Genomic DNA, 15,374 nt, shown 5'->3' on the forward strand with positions numbered 1-15,374 from the left:
GGCGTCCGGTGCGTGCTCTCGGTGTGCCGGCCAGAAGTCCTCGTACTGGATGTACTTGGGCTTTCGGCCGGTGCGGCGAGTGGGGGTCCCCCCTGCTCGAAGAGCTTGGGGGAGTGCCGGGCGTCGCGACGGGGCGAACGTCGCCTGTCGGGGCACTAGCGGGCGGGCAGCGTGCCGCGGTCCACGGGCGCCGCCTGCGGAGGCACCACCGTGCTGCCGCCGAAGCCGAACTCGCGCAGCTTGCGCCACACCCCGTCGGGACCCTGCTCGTGCAGGGCGAACCCGGTGCACGGCCACTCGGCCTCGTACCCGGCGAGTTCCTCGAAGGCGCGGTCCATCGCCGCTTCGTCGATGCCGTGCGCCACCGTCACATGCGGGTGGTAGGGGAACTGGAGTTCGCGCGCCACCGGCCCGGAGGCGTCGCGGACCTGCTTCTGCAGCCACGCGCACGCCTCGGCGCCCTCGACGACCCGCACGTAGACCACCGGGGACAGGGGCCGGAACGTGTCCGTGCCGGCCAGCCGCATGGTGAAGGGGCGCCCGGCCGCGGCCACCTCCGTCAGATGGGCCTCCACGGCCGGCAGCTCCGCGGAGTCGACCTCCGTCGGCGGGAGCAGGGTGACGTGCGTGGGGATGCCGTGAGCCGCGGCGTCGCCGAAGCCCGCGCGCCGCTGCTGGAGCAGGCTGCCGTGGGGCTCCGGGACCGCGATCGACACGCCGATCGTTACGGTCCCCACGTCGTCTCCTTCGTCGTGCCGGATGTGTTCTTCTGTTTCGTTCTCAGCCGTTTCGTCACCGCCGTCCGGCTATGACTGTACGACCACCGCACCGTTGGGGGCAGACGCAGCCGTAGTGATGTGCAGCGCTCTGCCCCGCGGTGCGCGTGTGCGGTGGTGCGCCTCAGTGCTTGGCGGGCAGGAAACCCACCCGGTCGTACGCCTGGGAGAGGGTCTCCGCCGCGACCGCGCGCGCCTTCTCCGCGCCCTTGGCCAGGATCGAGTCCAGGGTCTCCGGGTCGTCCAGGTACTGCTGGGTCCGCTCCCGGAACGGCGTCACGAACTCCACCATGACCTCGGCGAGCTCCGTCTTGAGCGCACCGTAGCCCTTGCCGGCGTACTTCTCCTCCAGTTCGCCGATACCCGCCCCGGTCAGCGTCGAATAGATCGTCAGGAGGTTGCTGACGCCCGCCTTGGTCTCCGGGTCGTAGCGGATGACGGTGTCGGTGTCCGTGACCGCGCTCTTGACCTTCTTCGCGGTGGCCTTCGGGTCGTCCAGAAGGTTGATGAGGCCCTTCGGCGTCGACGCCGACTTGCTCATCTTGATCGTCGGGTCCTGGAGGTCGTAGATCTTCGCCGTCTCCTTGAGGATGTACGCGTCCGGGACGGTGAAGGTCTGGCCGAAGCGGCCGTTGAAGCGCTCGGCGAGGTCGCGGGTGAGTTCGATGTGCTGGCGCTGGTCCTCGCCGACCGGCACCTCGTTGGCCTGGTAGAGCAGGATGTCCGCGACCTGGAGGATCGGGTACGTGAACAGGCCGACGGTGGTCCGGTCGGTGCCCTGCTTGAGGGACTTGTCCTTGAACTGGGTCATGCGGCCGGCCTCGCCGAAGCCGGTGAGGCAGTTCATGACCCAGGCGAGCTGGGCGTGCTCGGGGACGTGGCTCTGGACGAACAACGTGCAGCGGGCCGGGTCCAGCCCGGCGGCCAGCAGCTGGGCGGCGGCGAGCCGGGTGTTGGCCCGCAGCTCGGCCGGGTCCTGCGGGACCGTGATCGCGTGCAGGTCGACGACCATGTAGAAGGCGTCGTGGGACTCCTGAAGGTCCACCCACTGGCGTACGGCGCCGAGGTAGTTGCCGAGGTGGAACGATCCGGCGGTGGGCTGGATTCCTGAGAGCACGCGGGGTCGGTCAGTCGCCATGCTCACCATTCTCTCAGGTAAGGGAGCCCGATCCGGAACCGGCCGGAAACAGATGGGAACCGGTGCGCGCGGAGGCCCCGGGACCCGCGGGTCCCGGGGCCTCCGCGTCCCCTGCGGGGGCGGGTCAGCCGAGGTCGATCTCCGGGTAGAGGGGGAAGCCCGCCACGAGGTCCGTGGCCCGGTGGGAGATCTCGTCCGCGATCTTCGGGTCGAGGACGTGCTGGGCCTTGGAGGGGGTGCCCTTGCCGGTGGTGCCGGGCTCGGTGGCCGTCAGGACGCGGTCGATCAGGGCGGCGACCTCGTCCATCTCGGCGGTGCCCAGACCGCGCGTGGTCAGCGCGGGGGTGCCGATGCGGATGCCGGAGGTGTACCAGGCGCCGTTGGGGTCGGCCGGGATCGAGTTGCGGTTGGTGACGATGCCGGACTCGAGCAGCGCGGCCTCGGCCTGGCGGCCGGTGAGGCCGTAGGAGGAGGCGACGTCGATCAGGTTGAGGTGGTTGTCCGTGCCGCCGGTGACGAGGGTGGCGCCACGGCGCGTCAGGCCCTCGGCGAGCGCGCGGGAGTTGTCGACGATGCGCCGGGCGTAGTCCTGGAAGGAGGGCTGCCGGGCCTCGGCCAGGGCGACGGCCTTGGCGGCCATGACGTGCGGGAGGGGACCGCCGAGGACCATCGGGCAGCCCCGGTCGACCTGGTCCTTGAGTGAGTCGTCGCACAGGACCATGCCGCCGCGCGGGCCGCGCAGGGACTTGTGGGTGGTGGTGGTGACGATCTGGGCGTGCGGGACCGGGTCGAAGTCGCCGGTGAGGACCTTGCCGGCGACCAGTCCCGCGAAGTGGGCCATGTCGACCATGAGCGTGGCGCCGACCTCGTCCGCGATCTCGCGCATGATCCGGAAGTTCACCAGGCGCGGGTAGGCGGAGTAGCCGGCGACGATGATCAGCGGCTTGAACTCGCGGGCGGAGGCACGCAGGGCCTCGTAGTCGAGGAGGCCGGTGGCCGGGTCGGTGCCGTAGGAGCGCTGGTCGAACATCTTTCCTGAGATGTTCGGGCGGAAGCCGTGGGTGAGGTGGCCGCCGGCGTCCAGGGACATGCCGAGCATGCGCTGGTTGCCGAAGGCCCGGCGCAGCTCGGCCCAGTCCGCGTCGGAGAGGTCGTTGACCTGGCGGACCCCGGCCTTCTCCAGGGCGGGCGCCTCCACGCGCTGGGCGAGGACGGCCCAGAAGGCGACGAGGTTGGCGTCGATGCCGGAGTGCGGCTGGACGTAGGCGTGGCGGGCGCCGAAGAGTTCCCGCGCGTGCTCGGCGGCCAGCGACTCGACGGTGTCGACGTTGCGGCAGCCGGCGTAGAAGCGGCGGCCGACGGTGCCCTCGGCGTACTTGTCGCTGAACCAGTTGCCCATGGTCAGCAGGGTGGCCGGGGAGGCGTAGTTCTCGGAGGCGATCAGCTTGAGCATCTCGCGCTGGTCGGCGACCTCCTGGCCGATGGCGTCGGCCACGCGCGGCTCGACGGCGCGGATCACGTCGAGGGCGGCACGGAAGGCGGTGGACTCGTTGGACAGGGGCGCGGTGTTCTCAGGCATCGGGACCTCCGGACGTGGCATCGGCGTTCACGTTACGGCCCAGGCGCACGGCACACTTTCCGCTCGGGCCGCTCCCCGATGGTCGGTCCCATCCCAGCGCGCCAGTCACGGCCCGCCGTCAGCCTACCGGGACCACCCCGCGGCACCGTTCGCGTGTCCGCCATGCGAGCGAGAACCGGCCGCTGGACCGGCGTCCCGGATCGGGCGACGCGCGGACGCCTCACTCCCCTAGAGTCGCCTCGTGCTCTTCGGAATGGTGTGTGCGCTCGGTGCGGCGGTGTGTTTCGGGACGGCGACGGTGCTCCAGGCCATCGCCGCGCGCGCCGCGGCGGACACCGGCGGGGGCGGGGAGGCGGCGCTGCTGCTGCGGGCGGTGCGGCAGTGGCGGTATCTGGCGGGCCTGGGCCTGGACGGCCTCGGCTTCCTGCTCCAGATCGCGGCCCTGCGCTCGCTGCCGATCTACGTGGTCGGCGCGGCCCTCGCCGCCAGCCTCGCGGTGACGGCGGTGACCGCGTCCCGGCTGCTGCGGGTGCGGCTCAGCTCGCTGGAGTGGTCGGCGGTGGGCGTCGTCTGCGCCGGTCTGGCCATGCTGGGACTGGCCTCGGGCACGGAGGGCCACGAGGACGGTTCGGCGGCGCTGAGGTGGGCGATGCTCGGCGCGGCGCTGGCCGTGCTGCTGCTCGGGGCGGTCGCGGGGCGTCTGCCCGAGCGCTCCCGCGCCCTGCTGCTCGGCCTGGGAGCGGGCTTCGGCTTCGGCGTGGTCGAGGTGACGGTGCGGCTGATCGACTCGCTCGCCCCGTCGGCGCTGTTCACCAACCCGGCGGCCTACGCGCTGCTCATCGGCGGAGGCGCCGCCTTCCTGCTGCTGACCTCGGCGCTCCAGCGCGGTTCGGTGACCACGCCCACCGCGGGCATGGTCATCGGCGAGACGATCGGCCCCGCGGCCGTCGGGGTGGTGTGGCTGGGCGACCGCACCCGCGAGGGCCTGGCCTGGCTCGCGGTGCTCGGCTTCGCGGTGGCGGTGGCGGGCGCCCTGGCGCTGGCGCGGTTCGGGGAGGCGCCGGTCGAGCGGGGGCCGGTCGAGGAGTTGCCCGCCACGAAGGCGTGATGACCGCTCGACGGGCCGTCCGGCGGACCGTCAGGGCAGCACCCGGCACAGGGCGTCCAGGGCGCCCGCCCACGCGTGGTCCGGTGGGGTGCCGTAGCCGACGACCAGCGCGTCCAGCGGTGCCACGGCGGCCTGCTCATGGCGGAAGCGGGACAGTCCGTGAAGGGCGAGGCCCTGCCAGGCGGCCGCCTGGACCACCGCGGGTTCGGTGCCGGGCGGCAGGCGCAGCACGGCGTGCAGACCGGCGGCGATGCCGGTGGGGCGGACGTCCGGCGCGCGGGTGGCGAGGGCTTCGACCAAGGCGTCACGGCGGCGCCGATAGCGCAGCCGGGCCGCGCGCACATGGCGGTCGTAGGCGCCGGAGGTGATGAACTCCGCGAGCGTCAGCTGGTCCAGCACCCCGCAGGTGTCGGAGGGCCCCTTGGCGGCGGTGGCCTCCTCCATGAGGGACGGGGGCAGGGCCATCCAGGCGAGGCGCAGTCCGGGGGCCAGGGACTTGCTCGCCGTGCCCAGGTACACCACACGGTCGGGGTCGAGTCCCTGGAGCGCGCCGACGGGCTGGCGGTCGTAGCGGAACTCGCCGTCGTAGTCGTCCTCCAGGATCAGGCCGCCGGTGCGCCGGGCCCAGTCGGTCACGGCCGCGCGCCGGTCGGGGTGCAGGGGCACGCCCATCGGGAACTGGTGGGCGGGGGTGAGCAGGACCGCTCCGGGTCCGGTCAGGTCGCCGGTGACGGTGCCGAGTCCGTCGAAGGGCAGGGGGCGGGTGCGCAGGCCCGCGCGGGCCAGGATGTCCCAGTGCACGTCGAGGCCGTACGACTCGACGGCGACCGTGGTGACGCCGCGGGCCCGCAGCACCATGCCGAGGATCCGCAGTCCGTGCGAGAAGCCCGCGCACACCAGCAGGTGGTCGGGGTCGGTGCGGACGCCCCTGACCCGGGCGAGATGGCCGGCCAGGGCGGTGCGCAGTTCGGGGCGGCCGCGCGGGTCGCCGTAACCGAGGGCGTGGTAGGGGGCGGTGGCCAGGGCGTGGCGGGCGGCCTTGAGCCACTGTGTGCGGGGGAAGGAGGCGAGGTCCGGGGTGCCGGGGACGAGGTCGTGGACGGGGCGGGGGCGTTCGCGGGGCCGCAGGGCCGGGCCGGGCCGCCGGGCGTCCGTGCTCGGCGACGGCGCGAACGGCGAGGCGGGTGCCCGTGTGGCCACGCGCGTGCCGGAGCCCTGGCGGGCGGTGAGCCAGCCCTCGGCGACCAGGTCGGCGTAGGCGTCGGCGACCGTGTTGCGGGCGATGCCCAGGTCGGCGGCGAGGCTGCGGGAGGAGGGCAGCCGGGTTCCGGGGGCCAGGCGGCCGCCGCGGACCGCCTCGCGCAGCGCGTCGGTGAGGCCGCGGCGCACGCCGGGTCCGGCTGGTTCCAGATGCAGGTCCAGGCCCGGAATGGCCCATGATTCCGCCATGGAAATGGACCATACTCCTGGGCTGCTTCGCTCATAGGGTCGGACGTATGGCTACGACGACGAACACCGGCGAACCCGTGGACACCACCGACGGCGCACCCGCGTACGCGCCCGAGCACGAGCCCCGCATGCAGTGGGCCAAGCACGCCCCCGAGGTCTACAAGGCGATGGTCCGACTTGACGCGGCCGCGGGCCAGGGCCTCGATCCGCGGCTGCGCGAGCTGGTCAAGATCCGTGCCTCGCAGCTCAACCACTGCGCGTTCTGCCTGGACATGCACACCAAGGACGCGCTCGCGGCCGGCGAGAGCGTGGAGCGGATCGTGCAGCTGGCCGCCTGGGAGGAGTCGCGGCACTTCTATTCGGAGAAGGAGCTCGCCGCGATCGAGCTGACCGAGGCCGTCACCGTCCTCACCGACGGCTTCGTGCCCGACGAGGTGTACGAGAGGGCCGCCGCGCACTTCGACGAGGCCGAGCTGGCCCATCTGATCGCCTCGATCACGGTGATCAACGCCTGGAACCGGTTCGGTGTGACGACCCGCGCCGTCCCGGGCCACTACACGTCCGGCCAGTACAAGTGACGGCCCCGCCCCGGGGGCCGGCCGGGCGGCCGGCCCCCGGGGCGGCGGCGGGTCAGTCCTCGCAGGTGGCGGCGGAGGGGCAGAACCAGTCCAGCGCCGTGCTGAGGACCTCCTGCTCGTCCTGGCGGCCGTCGGACTCGGGCCCGTAGGAGGCGAGCGCGTACAGCCTGCCGTCGGCGGCCTGGAAGCGTTCGTCCACGACGTACCAGGTGCCGATGTCCGGTTCGCCCTTGAGGGAGTCGGCCAGGTACTCCAGCCGGGAGCCGGTGAAGTCGCCGCTGTCCAGGTTCACCAGGGAGAGCTTCCGGAATCCCCGGGGCTTGGGCACCTGATCGGACAGGTACAGGTCGAACGACGCGTCCGGGGAGGCCTCCTGCACCTCGTACACCTGGAGCCGGTGACGGCCCGTGTCATCACGGTAGTTGACGATGTCCATGCCGTACTGGGAGGGCACGGTGGACCGCTGGTGCTGCCAGCCGTCGGGCACGGCGATGCGGAAGCCCTCCGGATCGTCGTGGACGGTGTAGCCGGCGGGCGGCTCGTCGGCCGACGGCGACGGCGTTTCGGTGTCCGGTTCCAGTGAGGTGTACGTGGCAGGGGGCGGTTCGGACACGACCGGCGGGCCGCTCGTCGTGGCGGCCACCCGGTTGCCGTCGTTGCTCCCGCCGCCCAGACCGAGGGTCACCACCAGGGCGACGGCCACGCCCGCGGCGGCGGCCGCGCCGATCACCGTCCAGGCGGTGCGGCGGCTGTGCCCGCCGGGCGCGGGCGGGGGCGCGGGTGGGAGTGGGGGCGCCGCGGGCCAGGTGCCGGTGGGTGCCTCGGCGTCGGGATCGCGGACCTCGACCGGCGGCCATGCCGGCATGTGCACCGGCCGGGCGGGCGGCGGCGGGGTCGCCGGTGCCACGTCCCGGGTGCCGTCCTCCCAGCGCTGGGTCTCCTCGTTCCAGTAACGCTGTCCCCCGCTCATCGCGCTCTCACCCCAGCAGTCCCGCCACGGCACCCGCGGAGGCGAGGACGTTCAGCAGGGACTGGGAGTCGGCGAGCAGCGCGCGCAGTCGCTCACGCCGGGACGGGCCGGCCTGGCCCGTTGTGGTGATCTCCTCGTCCGTACCGGCCAGTTCGGCGTCCAGCGCGGCGGTCTGCTCGGTGCCGCGCACCCGGGTCAGGTCGGCGCGCAGCTCGCGCACCGCGGCCAGCAGCTGCTCGGTGGCCTCGTCGCGCTGCGGTCCCGCGCCGTGGTGGCCGACCGCGCTGGCGTGGCTGCCGATGGCGAAGGTGCTGCCCGAGACGTTCCCCATGGTCACGTTCGGCTCATGCGGGTCGGTCATCGCTGCCCGTTCCCTTCCGCGGCTCGGTGCCGCTGCTTGCGGTCGCATGCGAACCGACGGCGAAGGTGGAGCTCTCCACCGAGTCGATGTTCACGCCGCCGTTGCTGATGTTGACGATCTTCTGGACGAACTCGTCGGTCTGGTACCCGGCGTCGGCGAGCGCGGCGCGCACGCCGTGCGCGATCCGGTCCTGGATCGTGCGCAGATAGCGGTCCACGTCCATCTGCTGGAACAGCGATCCCTCCGGCGCCGACCCCAGCTCACGCACCGACAGGGCGGGGCCCTCGGGCAGCGCGCCGGCGTTGCCGGACGTCAGCAGCCGCCAGCCGAAACGGATCATCCGCCCCAGGCCGAACAGGGCGATGCCCGGGGACACCGGTACCCGCGGCACGGCGTAGGCGGCCTTGCCGAGCAGGGTGTTGCGGTTGTAGCGGTGAGCGGTGCGGTCGGCGTCCTTGAACTCCTGGCGCACCGGGTTCAGTACGTGCGGGGCGACTTCCAGCATGAGCATCCGGCCCTGGGTGTGCACGCGGACGAAGACACTGACGATCAGCTCCCCCTCCCAGCCGTCGACCCGCGCGCACAGGAAGTGCCTCCGTTTCTCGGCTCCTTCCTCGGCCGCGCGCATCCGGTGGCTCTCGAAGGCCTGCGGATCGTACGGGGCGTCCTCGCGGCGCAGCATTCCCTCGACGGGCAGGAAGACGTACTCGCCGATCTCGAGGCGGCGCAGCCGGTCGCGCACGGGGAAGGCGGCGGTCGTCGCCGATTCGCGGAGCTGTTCCAGCAGGGGGCGGACGGTCTCCAGGACCGCCCTGTTGCTCAGCGGTCGCTGCTTCTTCATGCGGTCGGGGCGCAGTTCGACGGCGAGCACCCAGGTGTCGTGCGCGGTTCCGGCCCCGCAGAACGGGCGGGCCTCGTGATACATGACCAACTGCTGGTGCTGTTCGGCGAGGACACGCCCGGCCAGCCGCTGGAACCGTCCGCCCTCGGCCCGCAGCGCCGGATCGCTCGCGGCGTCCGGGAAGCGCTGAGGGGAGAGTTCCGCCAGCAACGCCCGGGAGACCTGGCTGCGCCGGGCGGCGAGGCAGAGGGCGATGAGCACGAGGACGGCGAGCGAGAACCATGCCTGCAGACGGAGAACGATCGCCTGGACCTCGAACGGGGTGAGCAGGTCGGCCGGTGAGGCGCCCGACGTCCCGTACTCGTCGTAGTACCCCGACCTGCCCGAGGAAAAGGGGCCACCACCGAAGAACGCGACGAACAAGGTCAGCAGAAAGCACCAGGCGAGGCCGATACGGCTGTACCACCGCAGGAACCAGGCGGGTACGCGCCGGTACAGCGGCGGGTTGTCGCTCCTGCCCCTGAGCAGGGTGGCGACGGCCAGTAGGACGCCCGGGACGAGGAAGAGCAGCAGCCAGTAACCGGTCAGCACGGCGCCCACCACCCACAGTCCGAGGATGGCTCCGTCCCAGGCCAGTTCAAGACGTCGCGCACGCAGGGCGTGGGCCAGGACCCGCGCCGCGTCGAAGCCCGGCGAAGGCGCACAGAGGCGCTGCTCGTTGACGTACAGCTCGTCGATGACCCGGTTCCGGTACTCGGTGTCCAGGTAGGCACCCGCGCACAGCAGCCGGGTGGCCTCGCTGGCGTACGGCGGCACGGGCGGGGACGCGTCCGGGGGCGGCGGCTGCGACTGGTGCGGCACGGATACGGTGCTCACGCGACTCCCCCGAGGTGTGAACGGTCCTCAGTTCGAAGGAACTGATGGTCCATCAGCATAGGGGGGCGGAAAGCCGCGCGGGAAGCGGATTGTCAAGTGGGCACCGCGGTGACACGGGCCGCACCGGCGTACGCGGGCGCCGACACGCGGGGCCCCGCTCCGGCCGGAACCGGAACGGGGCCCTGCGGACGGGCTCGGTGGCTCAGATGAGGCCGAGGGAGCGGACCGCGTCGCGCTCCTCCTCCAGCTCCTTGACGGAGGCCTCGATGCGGGCGCGGGAGAAGTCGTTGATCTCCAGGCCCTGGACGATCTCGTACGCGCCGTCCTTGCAGGTGACCGGGAAGGAGGAGATCAGGCCCTCCGGGACGCCGTAGGAGCCGTCCGACGGGATACCCATGGAAGCCCAGTCTCCCGCGGCGGTGCCGTTGACCCAGGTGTGGACGTGGTCGATGGCCGCGTTGGCGGCGGAGGCGGCCGACGAGGCGCCGCGGGCCTCGATGATGGCCGCGCCGCGCTTGGCGACGGTCGGGATGAAGTCCTCGGCCAGCCACTTCTCGTCGTTCACGACCTCGGCGGCGTTCTTGCCGGCGACCGTGGCGTGGAAGATGTCCGGGTACTGGGTCGCGGAGTGGTTGCCCCAGATGGTCAGGCGCTTGATGTCGGCGACCGTGGAACCCGTCTTCTTCGCGAGCTGGGTGAGCGCGCGGTTGTGGTCCAGACGGGTCATCGCGGTGAAGCGCTCGGCCGGCACGTCCGGGGCGGCGGCCTGGGCGATCAGCGCGTTGGTGTTCGCCGGGTTGCCGACAACCAGGACCTTGATGTCGTCCGCGGCGTGGTCGTTGATGGCCTTGCCCTGCGGCTTGAAGATGCCGCCGTTGGCCTCGAGGAGGTCGCCGCGCTCCATGCCCTTGGTGCGCGGGCGGGCGCCGACGAGGAGGGCGACGTTGGCACCGTCGAAGGCGACGTTCGGGTCGTCGCTGATGTCGATGCCCTGAAGCAGCGGGAACGCGCAGTCGTCGAGCTCCATGGCCGTGCCCTCGGCGGCCTTCAGCGCCGGCGTGATCTCCAGGAGGCGCAGTTTGACCGGCACGTCCGCGCCGAGCAGCTGGCCGGAGGCGATGCGGAAGAGCAGGGCGTAACCGATCTGGCCGGCCGCGCCGGTGACGGTGACGTTCACGGGAGTGCGGGTCATGGCGTTCTCCGTATGACAGCTGGCGGTGGGGCGTCCCTGCCCCGGGGTGCGGGATCCCGCCGCCGGCCGCTGACCGGCGGCGCCGCGATGACCGATCACTCAACGGATGATCGATCTCTTGGCGTCAAGAGAGATCCAGCCGTCAGGCTATCGCCTCTCCGGGATCTCGGACGGCCGGGCCCCTGTGGCCCGGCCCACAGAGTGTCCCGGTGACGTGGGAGAGGCGGCCGCCCGTCCGGGAGAGGAGGGACGAGGGCGGCCGCCGTATGGGGGTTGCCGGAGAACCGGACTCCCGTGGGGGTACTGTCCGCGTGCCCGGTTCGGCGGCCCCCACACCTGCCCCGTGCGACTCGTCATCCGAACGGCCCCCACCGCCACGGTGGCCTCCCAGGGCGTCTCCAGTGCTGCGACCGGAAAGGTTCACCGGCTCGCGACGCCCCGGCACGGCACTAGCCGGTGCACCCCGTCAGTCCGGACGCCAGCGTCACGCATGCCTTGGCCTGCGTCGCGTCCCGCACCGCGACCATGGGCGTGTACGCGATCGTCTCGCCGTCCGCCGCGAGGGTGCCGCGCTCCGTGCGCGAGCCGACCGTGACCCGGACCTCGTCGCCCTGGACGGCCCGGGTGATACGGGCCCAGGCGGCGCCGCAGGTCTTGCTGTAGCGGACCTCGACCAGGGTCGCGCCGACGGTGACGCTCTCGGCCGTGCTCACCAGGTTGCCGCTGCACCCCATGGCCTCGGCGTCCTTGCCGGTGCAGCCGTCCGCCACGCACTTGACGCCGGGCGGCAGGCTGACGTCGGCGGAGGGGGAGGGCGACTTGGTCGCGTCCGCGGCGTTCTTGCCGTCCCCGCCGCCGGTGAGGAGGAAGACGGCGCCGATCACGGCCAGGGAGCTGGCCGCACCCGCGAGGAACATCAGCACCTGCCGTTTCCGTCCCCCGCCGCCGGACGGAGCGGGGCGGGAAGAGCGCGGGGGCTCCCCGTACTGGCCCGGGGACGCCGGGGTGTACGGGCCGCCGGGGTCGCTCTGGGCGCAGGAGCCGGGGGAGACCACGGGCTGCGGGCTCGTGAGTCCGGCGGCCGGCCCGGCGTCGCCGGACGCGGGCGCCTTGGCCTCGGAGGCGCGGCCGCCCGTGCGGGACGGTCCGCGGTAACCGGCGAGCCCCCAGGAGTTGCCGCCCGTCGACGTCTGGGAGCCGGAGCCCGAACCGGCTCCGGTGGCTCCCGCGGTCGGGTCGGGGCGGGCGTCGGAGGCGGAGCGGTCGGAGTCCGGACCGGCGCCGGGAGCGGCGGGCCCGGGTGCGGTGGCCGGGAGGTAAGCCGTCGCCACGGCGTCCTCCGGGGACGGCGGCGCCTTCCGCGCCGTACCCTCGCGGGCGTCGGCGTCGGACGCCGTCGGCTGCGCGGGCACCGCGGGGGACGCGCCCGCCGGACCCGCGCTCCCCGGGTCCGCCGTCGCGGTGCCGTTCCTGCGGACGGCCTTCCCCCCGCCCACCTCGGCGCCGGCCTCCCCGAGCGCGACCCGCGCCTGGGCTATCCGAATGGCCTCCATGGTCCGGTCGTGGCGCATCTCCGCGCGGCTCCAGGCCCGTTCGGCCAGCTCCCACATGGTCGTGAGGTGGACCGGATTGGTGCCGGTGACCTCCGCGAGCGCGACGACCGCGCCCTTGGGTGCCAGGAGCCGTCCGTTGAGATACCGCTCCCAGGACGTCTTGCTGTAACCCGTGCGATCGGCGAGCGCCGCGACGCTCAGACCGCCTCGGTCCACGAGCCTGCGCAACTGACTCGCGAACTCCCTGATCTGCGGATCGAGTTCATCGGGCAAGGCCTTCCAACGAGGCATCGCTTCCCCTTCCCCCCGGTACGTGCTGGTTGTTCCCCGCGCGTGACACCTGTGCCGATTCCCTGTTCCCACTGCCCAGTTCTCGTTACCCACAGGAGCGCGCCCCGCCAGGATCTCAGGTCCCGCCCCCGGGGCGCACGGAAGCACTCGGGCCGACGCGCGCGCCCGGTGCGACTGCCCACGCTAGCCCGACGGGCGGACGGTCACAGCCGGATGACAGGCTCTGTCGACACTTCGGCACATACCGGATCCTGACGTGACCTCATGCGTCGCAGCGGTACCCGACTCCTCGGTCGAAGCCGGGACCGGGGTCCTGTGGCAGAGCGCGGACACCGTAGCGGAACGGTCACTTCCGTGCCACAGCGCACGGACAGGCGTTGAACAGCCCGCTCATCGTGCAGGAGGGTTGGTCGCGGCGGCGGCCCGTCCTGACTCGGGGGAGAGGACGGGCCGCCGCGCGCTAGCCGTTGCGGACGGTGAAGTGCAGCGCGTCGTCCAGGAACGGAATCTCCAGCCAGGGCCTCGGCTGGGCCATCAGCGCCAGCAGGACGATGGCGCAGCCCAGCACGCCGAAGGTGACGATGTCCGTGAAACGGGAGCGGACCGCGAGCATGCCGACCCGGGGCAGGAACCAGCGCAGTCCGGCCCCGGCGAGCAGCGCGAGGCCGATCAGCAGCAGACCGACCCTGAACGCGTCGAAGGCGGTCATCAGCAACCCGAGCCCCACCGTGCCCAGCACCGCCAGCAGCGGCCACTGCCGGGCGGGTGCCGGGGCGCCGCCGGGCGCGGCCCGGCCGCCGCCCTCCGGTCGCGCGGTGTCCCGGGTGAACAGCGGAAAGCGGCGTGTGCCCCGGCGCGCCCTGCCCGTGGCGTCCACGACGCCGATCGGGTCGCGTACCTCTGTCTCCGGCTCCGCGGGAGCGGTCTCCCGCCCGGTGCCCTCCACCTCAGCCGACACTGCGCTCCGCCGCCTCGACCACGTTCACCAGCAGCTGGGCCCGGGTCATCGGGCCGACCCCGCCCGGGTTCGGGGACAGCCAGCCGGCCACCTGGGCCACGTCCGGGTGGACGTCGCCCACGATCCGGCCCTCGGCGTTGCGGGAGACACCGACGTCGAGGACGGCCGCGCCGGGCTTGACGTCCTCGGCGCGGACCAGGTGCGGGGAGCCGGCCGCGGCGACGATGATGTCCGCCCGGCGCAGATGCGCGGACAGGTCACGGGTGCCGGTGTGGCACTGGGTCACCGTGGCGTTCTCGCTGCGCCGGGTCAGCAGCAGCGGCATCGGGCGGCCGATGGTCACGCCGCGTCCGACGACCACGACCTCGGCGCCCTTGATCTCCACGCCGTGGCGGCGCAGCAGCGTCAGCACGCCGTTGGGGGTGCAGGGCAGCGGGGCGGGCTCGTTGAGGACGAGCCGGCCGAGGTTCATCGGGTGCAGGCCGTCCGCGTCCTTGTCCGGGTCCATCAGCTCCAGGACGCGGTTCTCGTCGATGCCCTTGGGCAGCGGCAGCTGGACGATGTAGCCGGTGCAGGTGGGGTCCTCGTTCAGCTCCCGGACGACCGCCTCGATCTCCTCCTGGGTCGCCGTGGCCGGCAGCTCCCGCTGGATGGAGGCGATGCCGACCTGGGCGCAGTCACGGTGTTTGCCGGCGACGTACTTCCGGCTGCCGGGGTCGTCCCCGACCAGGATCGTGCCGAGGCCGGGCGTGACGCCCTTCTCCTTCAGCACCGCCACGCGGGCGGTCAGATCGGTTTTGATCTCGGCTGCGGTGGCCTTGCCATCGAGAATCTGGGCGGTCATGTCCTTATCCTCGCGGATGACCGGCGCCGGGTTCCAATCCGGGAGGTCCCCGCCCGCTCCGTCGCCGTCCGGCACCCCCGTCCGTCCTGATCGGTGATGTTGCACTTGCACAACACAAGCGGAATGCGGGTGGACAAGTAAGTCGCCGGTAAAGAACCATGATGACCGCAGTGCCGCGGGCAGCTCTTCGGGGGGACGGACCGCTCTTCTGTGAACTCTCCTCCGTACGGTGCCGCGCGTCCCCGCACCTGATGAACGGAGGAGGCAACCGCCATGAGTCACGGCGACTCGAACAACCCCTACGGCGCACCGCAGCAGCAGCCCGGTTACGGCTATCCGCAGGCCCCGCCCGTGCAGCAGCCCTACGGCGTACCGGCGCCGCAGACCATGCCGGGCACGGTGAGGGCCGCCCGCGTGATGCTGTTCGTGCTCGGCGGTCTCCAGGCACTGGGCGGCGTGGCGATGCTCGTGGCGCACCAGTGGTTCGCCGACAAGATCAGGGAAACCCTCTCGGACAAGAAAGACTTTTCGGCCGCGGACGTGGACAGGGCGGTGAGCATCGGCACGGTTGTCATCGTCGTCGTCGGCATCGTCATGCTGGCGTTCGCGTTCTGGGCGATCTTCACCGGCGTGAAGTTTTCCACCGGGCGTGGCGGCGTGCGCGTCTCCGCGATCGTGTACAGCTCGTTCGTCCTCCTGTTCAGCCTGCTGAGTCTGATGAGCGGCAACGTCCTGTCGCTGGTCAGCCTCGCCCTGGGCATTCTGATCATCGTCTTCTGCGCCAACAAGGCCGGCAGCGCCTGGTTCAACCGCCCCAGCTACTGAACAGTTCGCGCCAATTACTCCGAGGGCCATGCCGG

14 protein-coding genes and 1 riboswitch are annotated in these 15,374 nt (G+C 72.4%); of the genes, 3 read left to right on the forward strand and 11 right to left on the reverse strand.

Annotated features, from left to right (window positions below):
* Nucleotides 1-155: 155 nt before the first annotated feature.
* From ACIP4X_RS09025 to ACIP4X_RS09035, 3 genes are all read right to left on the reverse strand, one after another.
* A complete protein-coding gene (locus ACIP4X_RS09025) occupies nucleotides 156-737 on the reverse strand; it encodes a 2'-5' RNA ligase family protein (RefSeq protein WP_401347489.1) in 582 nt (193 codons plus the stop codon).
* Between the two features lie 163 nt (nucleotides 738-900).
* A complete protein-coding gene (trpS, locus tag ACIP4X_RS09030; RefSeq protein ID WP_358734056.1) occupies nucleotides 901-1,914 on the reverse strand; it encodes a tryptophan--tRNA ligase in 1,014 nt (337 codons plus the stop codon).
* A gap of 124 nt (nucleotides 1,915-2,038) precedes the next feature.
* The gene (locus ACIP4X_RS09035; RefSeq protein WP_391456141.1) at nucleotides 2,039-3,493 is read right to left on the reverse strand and encodes a glycine hydroxymethyltransferase; all 1,455 of its coding nucleotides are present in this window, start codon (nucleotides 3,491-3,493) and stop codon (nucleotides 2,039-2,041) included.
* A gap of 30 nt (nucleotides 3,494-3,523) precedes the next feature.
* A riboswitch (ZMP/ZTP riboswitch) is annotated at nucleotides 3,524-3,612 on the reverse strand.
* Nucleotides 3,613-3,746: 134 nt separating this feature from the next.
* On the opposite strand from ACIP4X_RS09035, the gene ACIP4X_RS09040 reads away from it, so the two are divergent.
* A complete protein-coding gene (locus ACIP4X_RS09040) occupies nucleotides 3,747-4,601 on the forward strand; it encodes a hypothetical protein (RefSeq protein ID WP_401347766.1) in 855 nt (284 codons plus the stop codon).
* A gap of 30 nt (nucleotides 4,602-4,631) precedes the next feature.
* Here the strand turns inward: ACIP4X_RS09040 and ACIP4X_RS09045 are convergent, their stop codons facing one another.
* Entirely contained in the window at nucleotides 4,632-6,050 is a 1,419-nt protein-coding gene (locus ACIP4X_RS09045; RefSeq protein WP_401347492.1) for a PLP-dependent aminotransferase family protein, read from the reverse strand.
* 47 nt (nucleotides 6,051-6,097) lie between these two features.
* On the opposite strand from ACIP4X_RS09045, the gene ACIP4X_RS09050 reads away from it, so the two are divergent.
* Nucleotides 6,098-6,628, forward strand: a complete 531-nt coding sequence (locus ACIP4X_RS09050; RefSeq protein ID WP_401347495.1) for a carboxymuconolactone decarboxylase family protein — start codon at nucleotides 6,098-6,100, stop codon at nucleotides 6,626-6,628.
* Between the two features lie 52 nt (nucleotides 6,629-6,680).
* Here ACIP4X_RS09050 and ACIP4X_RS09055 read toward each other — a convergent pair whose 3' ends face one another.
* The 7 genes from ACIP4X_RS09055 to ACIP4X_RS09085 form a co-directional block, all read right to left on the reverse strand.
* The gene (locus tag ACIP4X_RS09055) at nucleotides 6,681-7,598 is read right to left on the reverse strand and encodes a hypothetical protein (RefSeq protein ID WP_401347497.1); all 918 of its coding nucleotides are present in this window, start codon (nucleotides 7,596-7,598) and stop codon (nucleotides 6,681-6,683) included.
* A gap of 7 nt (nucleotides 7,599-7,605) precedes the next feature.
* On the reverse strand, nucleotides 7,606-7,959 hold the full coding sequence (locus ACIP4X_RS09060; RefSeq protein ID WP_358734048.1) for a hypothetical protein: 354 nt from the start codon (nucleotides 7,957-7,959) through the stop codon (nucleotides 7,606-7,608).
* Entirely contained in the window at nucleotides 7,943-9,676 is a 1,734-nt protein-coding gene (locus tag ACIP4X_RS09065) for a hypothetical protein (protein WP_401347500.1), read from the reverse strand. The genes ACIP4X_RS09060 and ACIP4X_RS09065 overlap by 17 nt, the downstream gene beginning before the upstream one ends.
* Nucleotides 9,677-9,878: 202 nt before the next feature.
* The gene (locus ACIP4X_RS09070; protein WP_401347502.1) at nucleotides 9,879-10,868 is read right to left on the reverse strand and encodes a malate dehydrogenase; all 990 of its coding nucleotides are present in this window, start codon (nucleotides 10,866-10,868) and stop codon (nucleotides 9,879-9,881) included.
* A gap of 449 nt (nucleotides 10,869-11,317) precedes the next feature.
* Nucleotides 11,318-12,712 (reverse strand): DUF2690 domain-containing protein, encoded by a 1,395-nt coding sequence (locus ACIP4X_RS09075; protein ID WP_401347505.1) that lies wholly within the window; start codon nucleotides 12,710-12,712, stop codon nucleotides 11,318-11,320.
* A gap of 460 nt (nucleotides 12,713-13,172) precedes the next feature.
* On the reverse strand, nucleotides 13,173-13,670 hold the full coding sequence (locus ACIP4X_RS09080) for a DUF3017 domain-containing protein (RefSeq protein WP_358734042.1): 498 nt from the start codon (nucleotides 13,668-13,670) through the stop codon (nucleotides 13,173-13,175).
* Nucleotides 13,660-14,514: a bifunctional methylenetetrahydrofolate dehydrogenase/methenyltetrahydrofolate cyclohydrolase gene (locus ACIP4X_RS09085; RefSeq protein ID WP_358734041.1), complete on the reverse strand. Its 855-nt coding sequence runs from the start codon at nucleotides 14,512-14,514 to the stop codon at nucleotides 13,660-13,662. Before ACIP4X_RS09085 ends, ACIP4X_RS09080 begins: the two co-directional genes overlap by 11 nt.
* A gap of 273 nt (nucleotides 14,515-14,787) precedes the next feature.
* On the opposite strand from ACIP4X_RS09085, the gene ACIP4X_RS09090 reads away from it, so the two are divergent.
* Nucleotides 14,788-15,339, forward strand: coding sequence for a hypothetical protein (locus tag ACIP4X_RS09090; protein ID WP_391456125.1), 552 nt, complete (start codon nucleotides 14,788-14,790; stop codon nucleotides 15,337-15,339).
* Nucleotides 15,340-15,374: the final 35 nt, after the last annotated feature.

Origin of the sequence: Streptomyces sp. NPDC088817 (genome assembly GCF_044750345.1) — a bacterium.
GTDB lineage: Bacteria > Actinomycetota > Actinomycetes > Streptomycetales > Streptomycetaceae > Streptomyces.

What these genes read in the sequence shown, in the direction of transcription:
- ACIP4X_RS09060 (WP_358734048.1), bottom strand. Translation starts at nt 7,959, where the DNA reads ATGACCGACCCGCATGAGCCGAACGTGACCATGGGGAACGTCTCGGGC.
- ACIP4X_RS09090 (WP_391456125.1), top strand. Translation starts at nt 14,788, where the DNA reads ATGAGTCACGGCGACTCGAACAACCCCTACGGCGCACCGCAGCAGCAG.
- ACIP4X_RS09085 (WP_358734041.1), bottom strand. Translation starts at nt 14,514, where the DNA reads ATGACCGCCCAGATTCTCGATGGCAAGGCCACCGCAGCCGAGATCAAA.
- ACIP4X_RS09050 (WP_401347495.1), top strand. Translation starts at nt 6,098, where the DNA reads ATGGCTACGACGACGAACACCGGCGAACCCGTGGACACCACCGACGGC.
- ACIP4X_RS09040 (WP_401347766.1), top strand. Translation starts at nt 3,747, where the DNA reads ATGGTGTGTGCGCTCGGTGCGGCGGTGTGTTTCGGGACGGCGACGGTG.
- ACIP4X_RS09045 (WP_401347492.1), bottom strand. Translation starts at nt 6,050, where the DNA reads ATGGCGGAATCATGGGCCATTCCGGGCCTGGACCTGCATCTGGAACCA.
- ACIP4X_RS09070 (WP_401347502.1), bottom strand. Translation starts at nt 10,868, where the DNA reads ATGACCCGCACTCCCGTGAACGTCACCGTCACCGGCGCGGCCGGCCAG.
- ACIP4X_RS09035 (WP_391456141.1), bottom strand. Translation starts at nt 3,493, where the DNA reads ATGCCTGAGAACACCGCGCCCCTGTCCAACGAGTCCACCGCCTTCCGT.
- trpS (WP_358734056.1), bottom strand. Translation starts at nt 1,914, where the DNA reads ATGGCGACTGACCGACCCCGCGTGCTCTCAGGAATCCAGCCCACCGCC.
- ACIP4X_RS09075 (WP_401347505.1), bottom strand. Translation starts at nt 12,712, where the DNA reads ATGCCTCGTTGGAAGGCCTTGCCCGATGAACTCGATCCGCAGATCAGG.
- ACIP4X_RS09055 (WP_401347497.1), bottom strand. Translation starts at nt 7,598, where the DNA reads ATGAGCGGGGGACAGCGTTACTGGAACGAGGAGACCCAGCGCTGGGAG.